Source organism: Ktedonospora formicarum (assembly GCF_016587355.1).
GTDB classification, from domain to species: Bacteria; Chloroflexota; Ktedonobacteria; order Ktedonobacterales; family Ktedonobacteraceae; genus Ktedonobacter; species Ktedonobacter formicarum.
In genome coordinates this window covers 1,198,826-1,216,065 of sequence record NZ_BNJF01000001.1, presented here as the reverse complement: position 1 = coordinate 1,216,065, position 17,240 = coordinate 1,198,826, and the positions used below count along the sequence as shown (strand labels likewise).

The window sequence follows — 17,240 nt, the reverse complement described above, 5'->3', positions numbered from 1 at the left end:
ACCATTTAGTCTGCTTGGATAAATAAGCGGAAAAATCAGGTCTGTGTAATCTATAGCACAGATTGGGTAGCATGTCTATTAGGATGAATCCCTATATCCATGCCGTAGTGACAGTAATCTGTCACTACGTTGTTACCTGTTCCGTGTTAGAAATGGCTGAAGAGGGTTCCCTCTTTAAATTGCTGTGTTTTCCCAAACATCTTACTCGTATCCAGTGCATGACTGATAGAACTGGATACCTGGTCAACCCTGTTCATGGATGTTTCTGAGGTGGTTTCTGTTCACTTTGTAGCGCGTTAAACTGCCTGGAGGAAGTATTCATATGGACATTGTACATATAGCACCGCCCTGGATTTCTATTCCCCCTAAAAACTATGGTGGAACAGAGATCGTTCTTTATAACTTGATCGAGGAGCAGATTGCCCAGGGGCATACAGTAACATTGCTCGCTCCTGGCGATGCTAGCACCTCTGCTCGCCTGGTCTCATTTCTGCCTCAAGCCTTAATCGAAGAAGGCGTTCCCTGGTATGCTCACTTGCAGGCTTTTTATCATTTGTATCGATCCGTTGAGTATATTAGTGGGCAATCCTTTGATATTGCGCATCTGCATCTCTCCTCTGCTTCGGATATGTACCTTTTGCCATTAACACAACATCTGCATCTTCCCCATGTCATGACACTCCATAGCTGCTTCCCTTTTGACCGGGCTGGCTCATGGATGGGGGATGGCGATAAATATTATGCTCACTGGCTAAAGACAATGCCTATGGTTTCCATCAGTCATCAGGCTCGTAAAGAGGCATTACCAGACCTTGATTTTCTTGATGTGGTGCATCATGGTCTGCCGATGCATCTGTTTACGCCTACGGTGAAACGACCGGATTCATATGTGGCATGGCTAGGGCGCTTCGTTCCCGAAAAGGGTCCTCACCTGGCTATTAAAGCTGCCCGGCGAGCGGGTGTTCCATTGGTGCTGGCAGGTATTGTAGATCACAATGTACCCAACGCAGTGCGTTACTTTCAAGAGCAAATTGAGCCCGAGATTGATGGTGAGCAGATTCGCTATATTGGGCCTGTCAATCATGAACAAAAGGTTGATCTTCTCAGCCGCGCCCGGGCTTTTCTGAATCCTATCACCTGGGAAGAACCCTTTGGCATGGTCATGATCGAGGCTATGGCACTGGGATGTCCCGTCATTACCTTCTCGCGTGGAGCCGCCCCGGAGGTTGTTCGTCATGGTCGCAGTGGCTTCCTGGTGAAGGATGTGGATGAAATGGTCGCGTGTATAGAGCGAATCGAAGAATTTGAGCGGGCGACAGTGCGTGCTCATGTTGAGGGACATTTCTCGGTTCAGGCTATGGCTGAGAAGTATACGCATGTCTATCGCCGTGTGATCGCGACGCATGTGCGTACGCGTTGGTCGCGTGCTCATGCGCCATCCACTCTGGTTCCATTCCCTCTTACCACGACTCTACCGCTTAGAAGAGACGACCTTGCGTCGGCTGCTCATCCTCCATCTGTGCATTTTCCCACGGCAGAGACGGAAGTTGAGCCCACTCCCTGATGCGCTGATAGAGCTCGCAACAGATTGCTGGTGAATGTTCCTCAAATGGGCAATGGCAAAAGGCATAGACTGTCAGTCCTTGTCGAAGCCATGTGCCCATTTGTTGTGCCCATTGCTCGAGAAATGGCGCATTCACTTCCATTCGCGGGTGTCCTATGTAGCGGATAAAGGCGAAGTCCGCGCTTTCTGCAATATGTACAGGCACATTGGGCTTACGCTCGCGGGCCTGGAGCATCTGCTGCTCGTTAGCTGATCCTGTGCGTATCGGGCGCGTATCCATCACGACACGCGCGACATTGTAGCGTTTCAGCAGCGTGTCAATCTGGTGCGCATGTGGTTCGCGAAAGAAATCCAGGTGGCGAATCTCAACGGCGAGACGAACGTCGCGTGGCCAGAACGCGAGGAAGTGTTCAAGTTGCTCTATGTGTCCAGGAGCAAAGGATGGGGGAAGCTGTAAGAAGATTGGCCCCAGGCGCTCACCAAGTCCTTGCATGCGCTGAATAAATTCATGCGTAGCATTCTGTTGCGTATCCAGGGGTAGGGTATGACTGATATCGCGTGTGACCTTGGGACAAAAGCGGAAAGAGGGTGGTGTCTCTTGCCGCCAGCGTGCAATGGTCTCAGTGGAGGGGAGCGCATAGAATGTTGTATTGCCCTCGACGGTAGTCAATTTACGGCTGTACAGGTGTAAGAATTGGCTGGCGGGTGTCTTGTCTGGAAAGAAGTCTCCTACCCATGCCTTGTAGCCCCACATGGGGCAGCCTATATAAAAGTGTGCCTCTGTCATGAGTGCCTCTCTTCCTTTTCCTGAACCGTCTCGTTGAGGGCCGTGTAGTGCCAGTATAGCATAGCTGACGTGTGAGTAAGCGAGACAAAATGGCCGTTTTGGGTGGTTGGCTAGTGATGAAACGGAATAGTACGCTATACTTATGCAAGAATAACTATGTACACACTACTATCTAAGGAAGGAGCGGCGTTTCTACATTCTGTGTGATGCAGAAGAATGCACGCCGCGATGAGGTGAGGTTTTACGTATGTCGGCTGCTGTCATTACATCATTCCTGGCCGTGGTAATGCTGCTCATTGCCGCCATTGTGATTTTTAGTGTGTGGCGTGATCATCAACGTCACAGATACTCATTAGCCTCGCATAGCCGTCTCCCCTCGCATCCCCTGGACCGCCACGTTACGGCTATTTTACATTTACAAGAGGGGCAGATAGTCTCCGTTGAAAAGCCTATCAACCAGATTTCGGCACCTTCTCCCTGGTACCAGCATCGCCGCTCGCTGGTTTCTGTGGGAGTGCTTGTCCTCTTCATTCTCTTGCTTTTCGTACAAACCGGGTTGGCAGGTGGTACCATGACAACTTTCTCGCAGGGAATTGGCCTGAGTTTATTTAATACGAATGCCGATAACCGGGGATATCAGCCAGCGCGTCATGTGGCTCCTATTGTTACTACAGCCAGTACGCTCCTACTTCGCGTCGACTCTGCTGATCCAAATCAGTATAGAAATACCTATCAACTTCAGACCTGGAGCTATTCGTCCTGTTCGGGTATCGCGCTTGAAATGGTGATGAATTCCTATGGACGGCAATTGATCGCCTCCGATATCTTACAGAAAGAGTTGGAGTTGGGAGTATGGGATGTCAACCTTGGCCTTTTGCGCGAGGATGGTATTGCGATGACTGCCAATTACTATGGGTTTAATGCCAGCGCAGGCCGAACGCGTACCTTGCAGCAGGTCATTGATGCCGCCAATAGTGGCTCACCGGTCATTGTGAGTGTTCGCGATTCGTACTATTTCCCTGGGGGACATTTCTTTGTCATCCGTGGTGGTGATAGCCAGAATGTTTACATCGCCGATTCCGCTCCCACCAATTTCCAGCAGATGTCGCGTGCTATGTTCACTGGAATGTGGCAGACATATAGCGCGGTGTTGACCCCGCGCGGCTAACATGGCTTCTTTTAGAAGCCTGTAGACGAGGTGAACCCCTCTGCACCATGACCGCTTAATGGCTATGGCACAGAGGGGTTCATCGTTTTTAGTAGATGAAGACGCTTGTGTAGATCTGCACGAAATTGTAGACCCAGCTTGCGTCACTCTTGGACAAATTGACGCATCCATGTGAGCCCTGAGCCGAGAATTCATCACCACTATCATCGGCATGGGGGAAGTTTGTTCCTGGACCATAGTTATCGCGCCACCAGCTATCGTGAATGAAGTAGCCGCTGCTATGGTACTGCATGGCATAATTGATTGGGGTATCTGGGTAATAGTCGGGGTTGCCCGGCTTTACACCCGACTTGAAAACCGTTGGTGCCTGTTTTCCCTCAACCCACCAGGTTCCCGGAGGTGTGGGCTTAGAAGGACGTCCTGTCGTGACGAGAAATGCTTTAACCAATTTGCCATGGTCGTAGATACGCATGGCTTCCTCACTTAACGAGACGATGACGACCTGGCTGTTCATTTTGTTGGTGTGCTTAAGCAGTTCAATATCTGTTTGATGAACTTTGTCATAAGGGGTTTTATCACTGGCATTCTTCTTCATTTGCTGGAGATTATAGAGATACATCTGTTCGTTTTCAATGGCTTGTTGATAATCAGCAACGGTCTTGGCTGTATCCAGGTCATCCTGTATCCAGCTACCAATGCCCTCTTCGCCATATTCAAAACCGAGATGATAGGTCGTATTGTCGTAGGTATCGAGGTAGGTATGTGTTTTTCCCCAGTCATCAACCTGCTTCTTCAGAGTTTGCTGCAAACTTTTACTCTCTGCCTGGAGGGCCGGGAGTTGAATGTCATTAATCTGAGTCGTCAGCGTTTTTAAAGCATTCTGATAGTCATTTGCTGTTTTGGCGTTGGTGAGTGCCTGCAGTGAAGTCGTGTACTGCTGATCGTATTTTTGGGTCTCTCCACCTGATTGTTTGATGAGCGCAATCCATTGCTGAAAAGCCTGTAACTTAGTGTCGCCCTGGTTTTTCAGTGTGTTATCAATGGCTGGGGTCGCGACACTGGTTCCGGAAGTTTCGTTGAATGTTTGTTGACCGCTACAAGCGCTGAGAAGGAGCAGGCAGAGTATGATAAAGCCTGGGAACAGTCCAACAAATGCTTTCCTTCTCGACGAATGCCTGGTAAACTGTGTTGCTCGCATGGCTGTGTCCTCTTTCATCTAGGTGCCTCTGCATGCATGAGGGCGCGAGCAGGTCTTGCCTACGTGCTTAGCTGAGACTCTAGGTATGCTTTCCCTGGCGAATCGCTAGTATAGACATGCATTTATATGTATGCATGTACACCTTTTAAGGTTGGGTATGCGATATACACAGCGTACCTTTTCATCCTGCCCAGATACAATGAGACGCTTCACAATAATTTCGTGAGAATAGCCTCATGTAACTCTTTGGTACACGCGACGACCAGAGAATAGCCCTCGGTCAAATTCTGAATTGGACGTAATGGTTTCCCGTGCTGATCACTCACAACTCCTCCTGCCTCCAGGACAATACTCGCGGAGGCGAGAAAGGATTCCCCTGTAATGATGTCTCCCACATCAATGTAGGCATCATAGGTGCCACTCGCAACATAGACGCAATCAATGGCTGAACTGCCAGTGCGCCGTATTTGACCTAGCGCTGGTGCTTTTGTGAGCAAATTGCGTACGTGTTCATCACGTCTATCGAGGTTCAAACCAATCAAGCTGTGTTTGAAGCTGGTCGCACGGCTGGTCTTGCAACGGAAACCATTGCGAAATGCTCCCCGCCCCTTCTGAGCCTGGTAGACGTTCCCTGTAAAGAGATCTCCTACTAAGGCCCACTCTACCTGCTCAGGCACCACTGGGGCTTCGATGGGGAGGACCGCCATAGCGACTGCCGCAGTCATCAGGCCACGTGCTACATTGGTGGAGCCATCAATGGGATCGATGATGATGCGGTACTGGACGTTATCACCAGTGGAAAATGTTTCACGCTCCTCAGTGACAATTTCAAAACCATGCCCACTCTGGATCAGACCCTCGATAATTATATCTTCCGCGTCCCGATCAAATTGCATGGTTGTATGCTTCGATGATTGACTATACACTCGGGCTCTATCGCTATCAAATCGCTCGGTCTGCGAGTAATGCCGCACTTGCCTGAAAAGTTGTTCTAGCAATTCTAGCATGGGTTTTATTTATCCCTATTTATGGCTATTTTGTATAATCACAATCTAGTATATGCTCATTATAGCATACGACAAGGATTATCATCTCTCAATGCAATGGATACGCAGGGATCTTCAATTATGGTTGGAGTGGAGGACGTTCTCTCTTACCATATGACACTTCTCTCCGGATTCGCTGGCATGCCCAGAGAGGGTAGTAGGAAGATGACATTCATAGATGCTTGCTTCGCTCGATTTTGCAATCGTGAGTTTTTTATATGGATGGTGTAGGGAAAGTGCTTGAATTCTCTTCTGAGTTGTGTGAATGGCTAAATGACTTTTATCACAGGCGATCCAGCGACGTCCATACTGTTCCGCTACGGCAGGTGTGACGCCGCTGCCACAGAAGCAGTCGAGCACAAGACTGTTTTCCTCGGATGACGCGAGGATGATACGTTCAAGGAGGGCGGCTGGTTTTTGGGTGGCATAACCGGTGCGCTCAGGGTCTTTCTGATGAAGATGGCTGATATCGCTCCATACATCACTTGGAGCAATAAGAGTATCCTCGCTATAGGTATAGAGCTTGCCGCCAGAGCGAATGGTCCAGGTAATCTGTCCATCGGGTCCGACTACCTGCCGCATGTGATTGCGTTTATGTGATCCGCGTCTCTCACCAATCCGGTCTTTATGGAAGCAATAGGTATCTGATTTGGTATAGAGCAGAATGGTATCATGCTTGCGTGTATAGTATTTCTTACTGCGCCCGCCGCTCTGATAATGCCAGATGATTTCATTTTTAAAGCCTGGTCCATGACCTTGAACGTTAAAGCCAAAGATCTCGTCCAAGATAATCTTCGCGTAGTGGCTGGTGCGCCAGTCGAGATGTATATACAGACTGCCCGTAGGTGAAAGTAATTGGTAGAGATTATGTAGGATCGTGTAGATCCATTGCAGATAGTCATCAAGGTTATTATTCCAGGTATCGCTGTAGGCAACCTGCTCGTTGCTTGTAAAAGTACGTCCGGTCATAAATGGTGGATCGATATAGATCAGGTCAACTCGCTCGCGGAAATGGGGGACGAGTAGTGGGAGGGTGTCCTGGTTATCGCCATGAATAAGGTGATTATACCAACCCTCATCTGGATCAGCATGTGCAGCGATCTGCTCACCTTCTTCTACCAGGTGGTAACGCTCTACATGGGACCTGTCGCCCTCTTCTGGCCCCTTTCCGTGCTGTTTGCCCTGCCATATCAGTTCTGCCATGTCTCTTGCGCCTTCCTCACAATGTTATTTCTCTTGCCCCTCCAAACTGTAGCATACAGCAGAGCGAAATACTAGCAATTCTTGCTCTACTGTGTTATCCCCAGGTGAGCGGTTTTTCACAACGGCTTCGTAGCCTCTTCGGGCTATACTCAAGCACAGTGATGGTGCAATACTTTGGTATGTCCTGATATAGTTTGTGTCGATACGCTTGTTCTTAGGCGAGCAATCCGCCTATACGCTTCTCGCGAAATTTATGAGGTGATCTGTCATGCGGCGATTATTTTCTCTGAAGCTTTTCCTCCTTAGCCTGGGTTTGTTACTGCTTCTGGCAGCCTGTGGCTCCCGCAATGGCACGGTTCCGTCAGGAACGCCTGATACCGGCAATGGGACGCCAGCAATTTTACCATCGCCCACTATCCGCGTACAGGATGCGCCAACTGGCTCAAAGGTGGGATACTATACTTTTATCCGGCAGAGGCAACTATGGGTGGCGCTTAATAGCGAGAGCGCGACACAGCTCACGCATTTTGATTTTGCGCAGACTCCTGAAGTGTTCTGGCAGCCTCCCTCCTGGTCGGAGAACCATAAGTATCTTGCGTTTCTCTTTAATGCTTTGCCTGTAGGGGTTGGCGGTGGGGGCTGCCCTGGTCCCGATTATACGACGACCAGTAGCCTCTATGTATTGGATACCAGTACACAGCAACTTACCGCGCTTACCCTGCCTCAGGTGACCACGGACGCGAAAGCCGAGGGGAAGCCTTATAGTGATTCCTGGCAGTATGCGGTATGGGAGGATGCGAATCACCTCCTGGCATGGTACAATGGCGTTACAGGAAAAACAAGCACCGACGCGGGTCTCTATCGCTACGATGTACAGGCCCACAGCTTGAGCAAGGTTTTCTCTGGCGATGTGCTTGGCGCGAAGAATCCAGCCAACGCCCAACAGGGGCAGCCTATGTTGCTCTCGATGCGCTATGCTCAGGGCCAATTCTACTATCAGGTTGCTGAGCAACCCGGTCAGCAGAATAGTAGTTTGTCAATTTATCGTATCGATGTTAACAATGCGAGTGCTGGTCGTCAGCAGGTGATACGGCTTGGAAGCGAAGCTTGGTGTACTACGGGTAAGAGTGGCTCTATAGTGCGTCCAGGTTGGGATATCTCGCCTGATGGTACAATGCTGGTCGTCCAGACGATTGAGAACGGCACGCCGGGGAGCGAAGTGGGCGCTATAAAAGTCATACAGCACGATGGAAGCGTCTCTCAGACGCTCTTTACTCAGGCCCCGGCAGCTTTTCTGGCCCATGATGTTGTCCTGCGCTGGAGTCCACACGATAAGATGATTGCTGCGACTGAACTGCATCGTGTGAGTGGACAGGGGCCCTATGTGACTTCGCTTGATCAGGTTGAGCAGATGCAGGTTTACACGCCTTTTGTGGCAGGGCCTATCTCCTGGCGTGGTGATGGAGAGGCGTTCGCGTTACAAAGCAGCGAGGCTGCGGAGGGGGTTGCCCCATCTGATGTGTACTTGTTTTATCCTGGTGAAAAGAGCGCGCGCCTCCTGGAGAAGGATGCTCGCCTGTTCTCTTGGGGATAATAATTTCGGGGTTACATGTACATGCAGTTTGTTATACTCTCTTTCCTGAGCATCATTGCGTATATCGCGGGTTTTGTACTCATTTTGCGTGTGTCACCCAGGTTGCTAGGTGTGCCCTTTGATGAGCCTAAGTTCATGGGTCTGGCAATCCTGGATATCCTGGGTGCCATTCTGATGTTTTGCGCGGTCGTTGTTACCTTCGCTATCTTTAATGGGGCCTTTCCGGTACGTGTGCTGGACTTTGTGTTTCTGGCAGGGATCTTTTTTATCGCTGCTCGCATAACTCTGCATAGTTTTCAGCCTCCTGCCCATCTCTTGCGAAACTCGCACCGGATATCGCGTATCGCGTCAGCCGCTTATGGCATATTCCTGCTCGTTGCCTCTATTGTCTATATCGTTCAGTTGTTCACCGCGAAGTAAGTAGAGGCTTCCTTCCACTCAAGGGGACGAATAAAAATAGGCTGGTTTGCCAACAAACCAGCCTATTTTTATTACGAGTTATCGCAGAAGGTGCCATGCTTTCAGCAGTTCCTTCGTGGTTTGGTGATGCTTACAGAGAAGTCAATCGACTTCTCTGTAAGCTCTTTAGGCCTCTTTCATAAAGCGTTCAAACCAGGAAATGGTACGCCGGATGCGATCAAGGCGTTGCTGAGGCGTGCCTACGGTAGGCCAGTCCATCAGGTGACTGGTCTGAGGATAGCGAACCAGTTGTACGGTCTGTTTGCGTTTGCGTAGCTGCACAAACAACTGGACTGATTCGCTGATAGGACAACGCAGGTCGTTTTCGGCATGTAAGAGCAGCAGTGGTGTCTTGATGTGGTCAACGTAGGTGAGTGGCGAGCGCTCATGCTGTAGTTCTGGCGTTTCCATAGATAAGTTGAACCAGAGTGTTTGGTCCGAAAGGATACCTGCATGTGCAAGGTCGCTAATCCCGTTTCGGCTAACAGCGGCTTTGAAGCGCTCGGTCTGGGTAATGGCCCAGTTTGTCATATAGCCGCCATAGCTGATACCACTAATACCCAGGCGCTGTTCATCGACTGGTTCGGTGGCTATTACATGGCCCAGACCTTCCATGAGATCCTGGAAGTCGCCTCCACCCCAGTCATTGAGAACCGCGCGGCTAAATTGCTCTCCATAGCCAGAACTACCACGCGGATTAGGTGCTAGAATGGCATAACCTCGTCCCGCCAGGACCTGAAATTCGTGAGAGTAGCTATCACCCCAGGCCAGAGTTGGACCACCATGTGGAGCAAGAATCAGAGGTGCACGCTTCCCCTGAGGGAGTGTAGGAAGGTAGAGCCAGCCCTCGATATCTGTGATGCCATCTCCGCCTTTCCAGGTGATACGTTTGGGACGGATTAATTGACGCTGGCGTAATAGCGTGTCGTTGACGCGGGTAAGCTTGTGGAGGTTTCCTCCTGCCCCGTCCATGCTCCAGATATCGCCAGGGGTAAACCAGTCCGCGCGTACCATTGTGATAGCCTGCCCGTTCCGTTGCAAATGAGGGGCGAGATAGCGTCCATTTCCGCTGGTGAGGCGCTCAATGTGGTTGTTGGTCACATTCACACGCGTAAGGTGGACCTGGCCCTGAGCCTGTGTGGGGACCATGAAGGACTGGCTATCTGGATACCATTGTGGTGCTGCCAGGAATTCACTACGCAGTTCGTCGATGATCCACATCTGGCAGTTTAGCTCATCGGCACCTGCGGCGGCTGGTCTGGCCTCTTCTTTCCCACTTGCCGCAACAATCCAGGGAGAGATGTTGCCTGTTTCGGTCTGGTCAGATGTGTAAAGAAAGGCAATGGTTTTGCCATCTGGTGACCAGGATGGCATCTGAGCCAGGCCCTCCTCTGGTGTGAGGCGGCGCAGTTGGCCCGTCGCCAGGGTTAGTACCCAGAGCGCGGAGCTAACGCTCAAGTCTGGATCAGGCCGACGGTTAGCGCTAAATGCGATCTCGTTGCCATCTGGGGACCAGCAAGATTGCATGAGGTCAACGGGCTCAGAGGTCAGGCGCGTGGCCTGACCATCCAACGTCAGTAGCCAGAGCTGTTCATGCCGCCCTTGTTTATACCCTGTGCCATCCCAGTGTGAGGCGAGACGGGTCACTGCATAGGAGGTTTCTTCCTTCTCCTGTTGCTCTTGGTCGTCGGCAGGTTTCCAGGGACTATGAGCCAGGAGCATCGAGCCATCTGGACGCCAGCTATACTCGGAGACTCCAGTGGGCAGAGAACTGACCTGGCGTGCCTCGCCTCCTTGGAGGGGAAGGATATAGATTTGAGGTGAACCGCTGCGTGTGCTCACAAAGGCCAGGCTGTGTCCATTTGGGGACCAGCGAGGCGCGAAATCAAGATGTTCTCCGCTACTTATCTGCCGAGGTTCCTGGATTCTCCCTCCCTGACTCTCAACCAGCCAGATCGCGCTGCTGGTGCTGTTCTTCTCCGCATCGCATGTGAGAGCACTAAACGCGATCAGTGAGCCATCTGGCGAGATTTGAGGCTCTCCTGCGACTTGGAACTCTGTCAGATCTTCGATTCTCATAGAGGGAAGCGCTGAGAGAGGTTTCTTCTCTTCCGCTTGAGTTGGAATGTCCTTGACGGGGACATTGATGGTGGTGGCGCTTACAGCTGGCTCCTGCTCAGGCGTAGATGCTTCCGTGCTTTGTTGGGCTTCATTGTTTATTGGTGGCGTATGTGGCGCGTTAAGATGTTGTTGGGCATCTATGGCATGCTCATGCACTGAGGTTTCTTCGGTAGCGGGTTCATCGGCACTCGCTTCAGTAATCCGCTTCTCTGGAAGTGTGATGTCCCCTACTGTGTGCAGGCATTCCTGCTCTTGTTCTATGTCCGTTTCTGGCTGTGTAGGTGATGCTGTATCTCTGTTTTGATTATGTGATTGCTCCCCTTGATTGTCGAAAGGGAAATGGGGGCGTGGTGTGGTGTTTTCTGTATCTTCAGCCATATGTTGCTCCTTACACTACGTTCTCATTATACGCAAACCTGTGTTGTGGTATGCGCACTCTCTGGACGGATGCCTGAGTGCTTTGTTCCTCCGCATGGCACTCGGCTCTATTACAGATGATCTATCTGCCTCTGCCATATGAGCAAGTGTCCCTATTAGCTTGTCTATGCATATGTACGGAGGCGCGAAAGAGAAGTTGTGCCCTGTATGTAGTTCTGTGCTATGATACACACTGTGCGCACCTGAGAAGTTAGGCTCTACGCACACTGGCGCGCGTCTCCTCTATCTCCTCGTTTGCAAATGAAGTGCTCTACTGATGCCCATATGTATCTGTTGGGAGGGCAAATGATAGTTCAAGATATCATGTCAACCAAGCCAATAACCATTGCTCCGGATGATACACTGGCTCACGCTGTGAACCTGCTACGGCAGCATGGTTTTCATCATCTGCCAGTCGCTCGTGTGCGTCATGTGGCTGATGAGCAACAGACGAAAAAGAAGAAATACAAGACTTTACATCTATTAGAGGGGATGCTCACGTCGCAGGATATTGATCTTCAGGCCATGCTCGCTCGCCAGGAAGCATCGAGTCGCGCGCTCCAGCGCTCCTGGCTTGAGCGTCGTGTTGTTGAGGTTATGCATCGCGCGCTGATCCGTGTGCAACCAACGACGAGTGTTTCTTCCGCCGTTCAGATCATGGTTGAGCGCAATTTGAACTACCTACCAGTCGTGACTTATGAGCAGATAGATGGAGAGAGCAAGGCCCTGTTAGAAGGATTAGTGACTCGTAGCGATCTTCTGCTGGCCTTTTCGCGTGCGATGGGTGCTACTGAACCTGGTATGCAATTGGTGATAATGCTTCCTCTCGGTGATAGCTTACCCCTGGCGCGTTTCCTGGAGATTGCCTCTCAGATGCATGTTTATGTGCGTAGTGTGCTTGCTGCACCAACGGATGGGGGCGTTCCTACAGTCGCGACTATACGTCTGGGTACGATTAATCCCGCGCCTTTATTGCTACGTTTGCAACAGGAAGGCATTCATTACTCTATTGGAGCATCACCAATGGAAGGGGATATGATAGATGCCTGATGCCATTTCTCAGGCTCGGGAGCCGCGTGAGTCGGTTTCACCTCGGGCGCGTTTGATCTTCGATAATGAAGAGCTTAAATATGACTTTGGACCACAACATCCACTACAACCCACGCGCCTGCGCGCCTTAATGGATCTGTTGGAGACCTCGAAACTCTGGGATCAGACCCATGAGGAGACCAGGCTCCATACTCGCCTCGCGACCCGTGAGGAGTTGGGCCTGGTCCATGCCGAGGAATATATCGACGCAGTGCAACGTCTGAGTCAGCCTTGGAACGAGACAGGTGATTCAGAGGCGCTTAAGGAGCGGAAGCAACTCGAATTGCGCTATGGCTTTGGTAGTGATGACACACCAAGTTTGCCTGGTATGCATGAAGTTTCCGCGCGCATTGCGGGTGGTACACTAGTCGCCTTGAGCGCTGTTATGGGTTTGCCCGAAGGGGGGAGCTTTCCAGAGATTGAGCGTCCGTTACGTGTCTTTCACCCCTCTGGTGGTTTGCACCATGCCTGGCATGATCGCGCCTCTGGTTTCTGTATCTATAATGACGTCGCCATCGCGGTAGCCCATATCTTGCGTTCGAGCGAAGCGAAGATACTGTATATTGATTTTGATGCCCATCACGGCGATGGCGTGCAGCGGGCTTTTTATGATGAACCACGCGTAATGACCATTTCGCTACATGAGACGGGGCGCTACCTTTTTCCTGGGACTGGTGATGTACTGGAGACTGGGAGTGGTGGAGGGCGCGGTTTCGCGATCAACGTGCCCCTTGAGCCTTTTACCGAGGATGATTCCTATGTTGAGATCATGGAATCCATTCTGCGCCCATTGGTAGCTTCTTATTCGCCTGATGTTATCGTTACCCAGCATGGGTGTGATACACATGCATGGGACCCGTTGACCCATCTCAATCTGACTATGCGTGGCATTCGCGCGCAGATCAAAATGGCTCGTTCCCTGGCCGATACCTATAGCCAGGGGCGCTGGGTCGCGGTTGGTGGTGGTGGATACGCCCTTTACCGTGTGGTGCCGCGTGCCTGGAGCTTGCTCTGGGCAGAATTATCTGAGCAAGACCTGCCTGATAAACTCCCCGAGGAGTGGGTCGCGCGTTGGCGTCCTATCTGGGAGGCTGCGCGTGATAGCGATGAGGCGGCGCAGTCCGTGATGGGGAAATCTCCTGCATGGCATGAGTTTCCTACAAGCTTTATAGATGATGCTCGTCACTTTCCACCACAACCGCGTCGTATGTCGATAAATAGTATAAATAGGCATACGGCGGCCTTGGTGCGTCACCTGGTTATTCCTCCCTCGGTGCGTCAGGCTTTTCCTGCGCAAAGACCCCGCTCTCCACTTGCTGGGCTGTTTGATCTGCTACATTTAAATCATGACCCGACAAAATCACCTTCGCGTAGTCGCTCGTTTGACACTACGAGAGGGCCTTTGCTGATGCGCGATTTCAGCCCTGTTTCGTTGGTGGAGCGCTTGCATCCCGATCCCGGATTGCATACCTTCGCGCGCCTTCCCGAGCGAGAGCATCAGCTTTTGCTGGATATCGCACGTAGCCCTGACTGTGCCTTAACTCTGACCTATACGCCACAGGGAGCCATCGTGGGACAGGTGACAATCGCGCCCGCCGATGAGTGGTGGGAAGGTATTGAGAATCTATATGAAGTTGCCATCGAGGTCAGTTCTGACTGGCGGGGATTGAATATTGCGCGTCATATGTTAGCCTTTGCTCTGGAACTAGATGCCCTTGAGGATATGATTCTCTTCGCTATTGGCCTCTCATGGCACTGGGATACTGAGAGTCTGGGCCTCTCCGTCTATCGTTATCGTCAGTTGATCTCACGTCTCTTTGGTGCTCAAGGTTTCATTGAGTATCCCACAACGGAGCCAAATGTGAGCATGGAACCAAGCAATGTGTTGCTGGCTCGCATTGGCAAGCGTGTCGAGACGCGAACCGCGAATCAATTCTTGAGCCATTTACTTAGCTCCCCTAATCTTTCACGCTTCTAAGCTTAAGCTTAAGGAATGCTTGGGCTGGCTTAGGCTTCCATTATGGAGCGAGCCAGCCTTTGTATTGAAGTTTCTCACAATTTCTCCACTATTTTTACTTGTTGGAATTTGTATCAAGATGGCTTCCAAGGCTTTATGGCATATCATATTGACCGAGAAGTTATCGCAGATATTGAATCGGCATGTATCCCTTTGGTGGGGATAATGCGTGATATAGGTAGTTCCTTCCACATCCCAACCTCACTCTAGAAAGCCTTAAGCTTAAAGAGCGCTTAGAAACTCATTAGAGAATGATTAAAAATTGACTTACCTCCTTTTAAGATTTAGCTTATGTGGTCTTAAGGTTGTTAGTTTACGCTTAAAGTCGTTTATAGCAGAGCTTTTAAGCCCCAAAAATACTTGAATTCCCAACCTCAAGCGGCTACTCTATAGGGGACAAAAGAAAGCGAGGTTGGAATAAACATGCAAGTACGTGAACGCACCAAAGCTCAAACGAAGAATGAGGCTTCCCAAATTACCGATGGTATGTTGGTACAACGTACCATGGCTGGTGACCAGACTGGCTTTGAAATGTTGGTTAGTCGGTATCAAACCCCCCTGTTTAACTTTATCTGCCGTTGTCTGGGTGATTATGACCTGGCAAGTGACATTCTCCAGCAAGTGTTCCTGCAACTCTATATTTCCATGCCGAAACTGCGCACTGGTGAGCCGCTGAAGGCGTGGTTGTTCCAGGTTGCGCGTAACCGCTGTCTTGACGAACTGCGTCGCAAGCGTGCTATTCATTTTTCTGACCTGGAGTCATCAAGTGATGATGACGATCTCTCACCTCTGGACATTATGCCTGACAATAGTCCCTTGCCTGATGAAACCGCCGAACGTAATGATTTGCAGCGTGCTCTGCGAGAGGCTATCGATAACCTTCCACCAAAATTTCGCTCTGTTGTGTTGCTTCGCTATGCCGGTCAGTTAAGCTTCTCGGAGATTGGCCGTACGCTCAAGATGCCAGAGGCAACAGCGAAGACGTACTTCCAGCGTGCTCGCCCACTCCTTCGCAACGCGCTCGCGCTCCAGTGGCAAACAATGAAAGCAACCGTCTAAGTTTCCTAAGGGGATTTTTGAAAAAAAGATAAGAAGGCTTGGAAATCTGAAACTCCTTTCTTAGATCATTCGTGATACTCTCAGAAGCGATACGAACGACGTAAGAGGGAGCAAATATGAAACAGCAGCCATTCGACAAAGACCTTTTCATTGGAAACAGCGACGATTTCATGACAGATGATGAAATTGACAAGCTCTTTTTGCAGCTTGATCAGATAGAGCCTCCTACGGAAGTAATCGAGAACATTCTTACTACCGTTTCACGTTTGCCGCTGCCTCAGTATCTCTCTGATGAGGATATCGAGGAAGCCATGCGCTCTGCTCAGACGTTGCAGGCGAACCCTGAGGATTCTCTGCCGCCCGCGTTTGAAATTGTGGATGATCTGGTGGTGCATTATCCTCACCTCCAGCCCTCCTAAAATGGTTGGAATAGAAAGAGGCTAGGCCATGTTCAGGCCACCTGGAAATAGGCGTATTCGCCCAGGACCCTCGATGCCGCATAGAAAGTCTGGCGGCACCGCAGGGTCCTTTTCTTTGTGTGTTTAGAGCGGAGACTTCTCAACGCAAAGCATCCCCTGGCCTATGCGAGCTACCGTAGGTGGCGAGGGGCCTAAGCAGTTACGTGATGAAAACAAAAAGCGTTGAGAAATCAGAGATATTGCCTCTGATTTCTCAACACCATGTACTGCTAAAACAGGCATTGGAGACCTGCGTGTTGGCCTTTTAAGCGATCTGGTCGCTCAATTTCCCATTGGCGACGAGCCAGCGTATAAATTCCAGACGACGATTTGCGATTGCGGCCCGCTGCCTTTCCTTCTCAGCGTAGTAGGCTCGCAACTTGCTCAATTGTACGACCTCATTTTCGGCGAAACCACCCTTGCGCAGAATATCACGGTCTTCCTTGCGATCCATATGAACCTCCTTATATGAGAATCAATGGCCTCTAACTGGGTGCTACCATCAACATGCGTTGCACGCGTTTGAGCAGCTTCGGCATGGTGTATGGTTTTGCCAGATGGTCGAGCGTGGCTCGGCTTTCTGCCTGGTCTCGTAACTGTTTGCGCATTCCGTTGAGCGAACTGGTTGTGAGCAAGACCGGGGTGTTCATTGAGTGCCGTAGCGTTTCGAATACCTGCCAACCGTTCAATTGCCCTGCCAGTTCGATGTCCAGAAGCACAAGGTCAGGATGACCCTTGCGCAGAAAGGCTATAGCATCTTCTCCATTCTGTACAGTAATGACGGTAAAGCCATGAGCTGCCAGAAAATTTGCTTCCAGGCTCGCAAGGTCAAGATCGTCTTCAACCAACAGGATATGTGTATGAGGCTTTTGCATTGCCGATGTTTCTCTTGTGGGTTGGACCAATGCTTGTTGCAGTGCCTGCGCTCCTTTTGACAAGCTCGCATAATCGTCGGAACCAGTGCATTCGCAATCCGCTAGTATGTTGTGCATAACACCTACATCTCGCTCATATGTGATGTTTCGCCCTGCGGCGCGTCGGCTGGTGCGACGAGGAGGCC

The 17,240-nt window shown here is 50.7% G+C and carries 15 protein-coding genes; 8 read left to right on the top strand and 7 right to left on the bottom strand.

Annotated elements, in window-relative coordinates; translation table 11 throughout:
- Positions 1-322 precede the first annotated feature (322 nt).
- Entirely contained in the window at positions 323-1,564 is a 1,242-nt protein-coding gene (locus tag K3T82_RS05235) for a glycosyltransferase family 4 protein (protein WP_220192430.1), read from the top strand.
- Here the strand turns inward: K3T82_RS05235 and K3T82_RS05230 are convergent.
- Positions 1,479-2,351: a DUF72 domain-containing protein gene (locus K3T82_RS05230; protein ID WP_220192429.1), complete on the bottom strand. Its 873-nt coding sequence runs from the start codon at positions 2,349-2,351 to the stop codon at positions 1,479-1,481. The genes K3T82_RS05235 and K3T82_RS05230 overlap by 86 nt on opposite strands.
- A 247-nt stretch (positions 2,352-2,598) precedes the next feature.
- Here K3T82_RS05230 and K3T82_RS05225 point away from each other — a divergent pair, with 247 nt between their 5' ends.
- Complete coding sequence (locus tag K3T82_RS05225) at positions 2,599-3,519, top strand: C39 family peptidase (protein ID WP_220192428.1); 921 nt, start codon at positions 2,599-2,601, stop codon at positions 3,517-3,519.
- An 88-nt stretch (positions 3,520-3,607) separates the two neighbouring features.
- Here K3T82_RS05225 and K3T82_RS05220 read toward each other — a convergent pair whose 3' ends face one another.
- The 3 genes from K3T82_RS05220 to K3T82_RS05210 all read right to left on the bottom strand — a co-directional run bounded on the left by K3T82_RS05220 (position 3,608) and on the right by K3T82_RS05210 (position 6,966).
- Positions 3,608-4,717 (bottom strand): L,D-transpeptidase, encoded by a 1,110-nt coding sequence (locus K3T82_RS05220; protein WP_220192427.1) that lies wholly within the window; start codon positions 4,715-4,717, stop codon positions 3,608-3,610.
- A 209-nt stretch (positions 4,718-4,926) separates the two neighbouring features.
- Positions 4,927-5,724, bottom strand: a complete 798-nt coding sequence (locus K3T82_RS05215) for an inositol monophosphatase family protein (RefSeq protein ID WP_220192426.1) — start codon at positions 5,722-5,724, stop codon at positions 4,927-4,929.
- Between the two features lie 114 nt (positions 5,725-5,838).
- Positions 5,839-6,966, bottom strand: coding sequence for a DNA-methyltransferase (locus K3T82_RS05210; protein WP_220192425.1), 1,128 nt, complete (start codon positions 6,964-6,966; stop codon positions 5,839-5,841).
- Positions 6,967-7,234: 268 nt separating this feature from the next.
- Here K3T82_RS05210 and K3T82_RS05205 point away from each other — a divergent pair, with 268 nt between their 5' ends.
- Together K3T82_RS05205 and K3T82_RS05200 are read left to right on the top strand one after the other, a co-directional pair.
- Positions 7,235-8,560 carry a hypothetical protein gene (locus tag K3T82_RS05205; RefSeq protein WP_220192424.1) on the top strand — a complete coding sequence of 442 codons (1,326 nt, stop codon included), beginning with the start codon at positions 7,235-7,237 and terminating at the stop codon, positions 8,558-8,560.
- Positions 8,561-8,581: 21 nt separating this feature from the next.
- Positions 8,582-8,980 carry a hypothetical protein gene (locus K3T82_RS05200; protein ID WP_220192423.1) on the top strand — a complete coding sequence of 133 codons (399 nt, stop codon included), beginning with the start codon at positions 8,582-8,584 and terminating at the stop codon, positions 8,978-8,980.
- Between the two features lie 165 nt (positions 8,981-9,145).
- On the opposite strand, the gene K3T82_RS05195 is transcribed toward K3T82_RS05200, so the two are convergent.
- Positions 9,146-11,518, bottom strand: coding sequence for a S9 family peptidase (locus K3T82_RS05195; protein ID WP_220192422.1), 2,373 nt, complete (start codon positions 11,516-11,518; stop codon positions 9,146-9,148).
- A gap of 345 nt (positions 11,519-11,863) precedes the next feature.
- Between K3T82_RS05195 and K3T82_RS05190 the strand changes: the two genes are divergently transcribed.
- From K3T82_RS05190 to K3T82_RS05175, 4 genes are all read left to right on the top strand, one after another.
- Positions 11,864-12,607, top strand: a complete 744-nt coding sequence (locus K3T82_RS05190) for a CBS domain-containing protein (RefSeq protein WP_220192421.1) — start codon at positions 11,864-11,866, stop codon at positions 12,605-12,607.
- Positions 12,600-14,624 carry an acetoin utilization protein AcuC gene (locus K3T82_RS05185; protein ID WP_220192420.1) on the top strand — a complete coding sequence of 675 codons (2,025 nt, stop codon included), beginning with the start codon at positions 12,600-12,602 and terminating at the stop codon, positions 14,622-14,624. Before K3T82_RS05190 ends, K3T82_RS05185 begins: the two co-directional genes overlap by 8 nt.
- A 462-nt stretch (positions 14,625-15,086) precedes the next feature.
- On the top strand, positions 15,087-15,722 hold the full coding sequence (locus tag K3T82_RS05180) for an RNA polymerase sigma factor (RefSeq protein WP_220192419.1): 636 nt from the start codon (positions 15,087-15,089) through the stop codon (positions 15,720-15,722).
- Positions 15,723-15,838: 116 nt separating this feature from the next.
- Positions 15,839-16,141 (top strand): hypothetical protein, encoded by a 303-nt coding sequence (locus K3T82_RS05175; RefSeq protein WP_220192418.1) that lies wholly within the window; start codon positions 15,839-15,841, stop codon positions 16,139-16,141.
- Between the two features lie 304 nt (positions 16,142-16,445).
- On the opposite strand, the gene K3T82_RS05170 is transcribed toward K3T82_RS05175, so the two are convergent.
- Positions 16,446-16,634, bottom strand: coding sequence for a hypothetical protein (locus K3T82_RS05170; RefSeq protein ID WP_220192417.1), 189 nt, complete (start codon positions 16,632-16,634; stop codon positions 16,446-16,448).
- 31 nt (positions 16,635-16,665) lie between these two features.
- Positions 16,666-17,055: a response regulator transcription factor gene (locus K3T82_RS05165; RefSeq protein ID WP_220192416.1), complete on the bottom strand. Its 390-nt coding sequence runs from the start codon at positions 17,053-17,055 to the stop codon at positions 16,666-16,668.
- Positions 17,056-17,240 lie beyond the last annotated feature (185 nt).

What these genes read in the sequence shown, in the direction of transcription:
- K3T82_RS05235 (WP_220192430.1), top strand. Translation starts at nt 323, where the DNA reads ATGGACATTGTACATATAGCACCGCCCTGGATTTCTATTCCCCCTAAA.
- K3T82_RS05210 (WP_220192425.1), bottom strand. Translation starts at nt 6,966, where the DNA reads ATGGCAGAACTGATATGGCAGGGCAAACAGCACGGAAAGGGGCCAGAA.
- K3T82_RS05190 (WP_220192421.1), top strand. Translation starts at nt 11,864, where the DNA reads ATGATAGTTCAAGATATCATGTCAACCAAGCCAATAACCATTGCTCCG.
- K3T82_RS05170 (WP_220192417.1), bottom strand. Translation starts at nt 16,634, where the DNA reads ATGGATCGCAAGGAAGACCGTGATATTCTGCGCAAGGGTGGTTTCGCC.
- K3T82_RS05230 (WP_220192429.1), bottom strand. Translation starts at nt 2,351, where the DNA reads ATGACAGAGGCACACTTTTATATAGGCTGCCCCATGTGGGGCTACAAG.
- K3T82_RS05200 (WP_220192423.1), top strand. Translation starts at nt 8,582, where the DNA reads ATGCAGTTTGTTATACTCTCTTTCCTGAGCATCATTGCGTATATCGCG.
- K3T82_RS05195 (WP_220192422.1), bottom strand. Translation starts at nt 11,518, where the DNA reads ATGGCTGAAGATACAGAAAACACCACACCACGCCCCCATTTCCCTTTC.
- K3T82_RS05220 (WP_220192427.1), bottom strand. Translation starts at nt 4,717, where the DNA reads ATGCGAGCAACACAGTTTACCAGGCATTCGTCGAGAAGGAAAGCATTT.
- K3T82_RS05225 (WP_220192428.1), top strand. Translation starts at nt 2,599, where the DNA reads ATGTCGGCTGCTGTCATTACATCATTCCTGGCCGTGGTAATGCTGCTC.
- K3T82_RS05165 (WP_220192416.1), bottom strand. Translation starts at nt 17,055, where the DNA reads ATGCAAAAGCCTCATACACATATCCTGTTGGTTGAAGACGATCTTGAC.
- K3T82_RS05180 (WP_220192419.1), top strand. Translation starts at nt 15,087, where the DNA reads ATGCAAGTACGTGAACGCACCAAAGCTCAAACGAAGAATGAGGCTTCC.
- K3T82_RS05215 (WP_220192426.1), bottom strand. Translation starts at nt 5,724, where the DNA reads ATGCTAGAATTGCTAGAACAACTTTTCAGGCAAGTGCGGCATTACTCG.
- K3T82_RS05175 (WP_220192418.1), top strand. Translation starts at nt 15,839, where the DNA reads ATGAAACAGCAGCCATTCGACAAAGACCTTTTCATTGGAAACAGCGAC.
- K3T82_RS05185 (WP_220192420.1), top strand. Translation starts at nt 12,600, where the DNA reads ATGCCTGATGCCATTTCTCAGGCTCGGGAGCCGCGTGAGTCGGTTTCA.
- K3T82_RS05205 (WP_220192424.1), top strand. Translation starts at nt 7,235, where the DNA reads ATGCGGCGATTATTTTCTCTGAAGCTTTTCCTCCTTAGCCTGGGTTTG.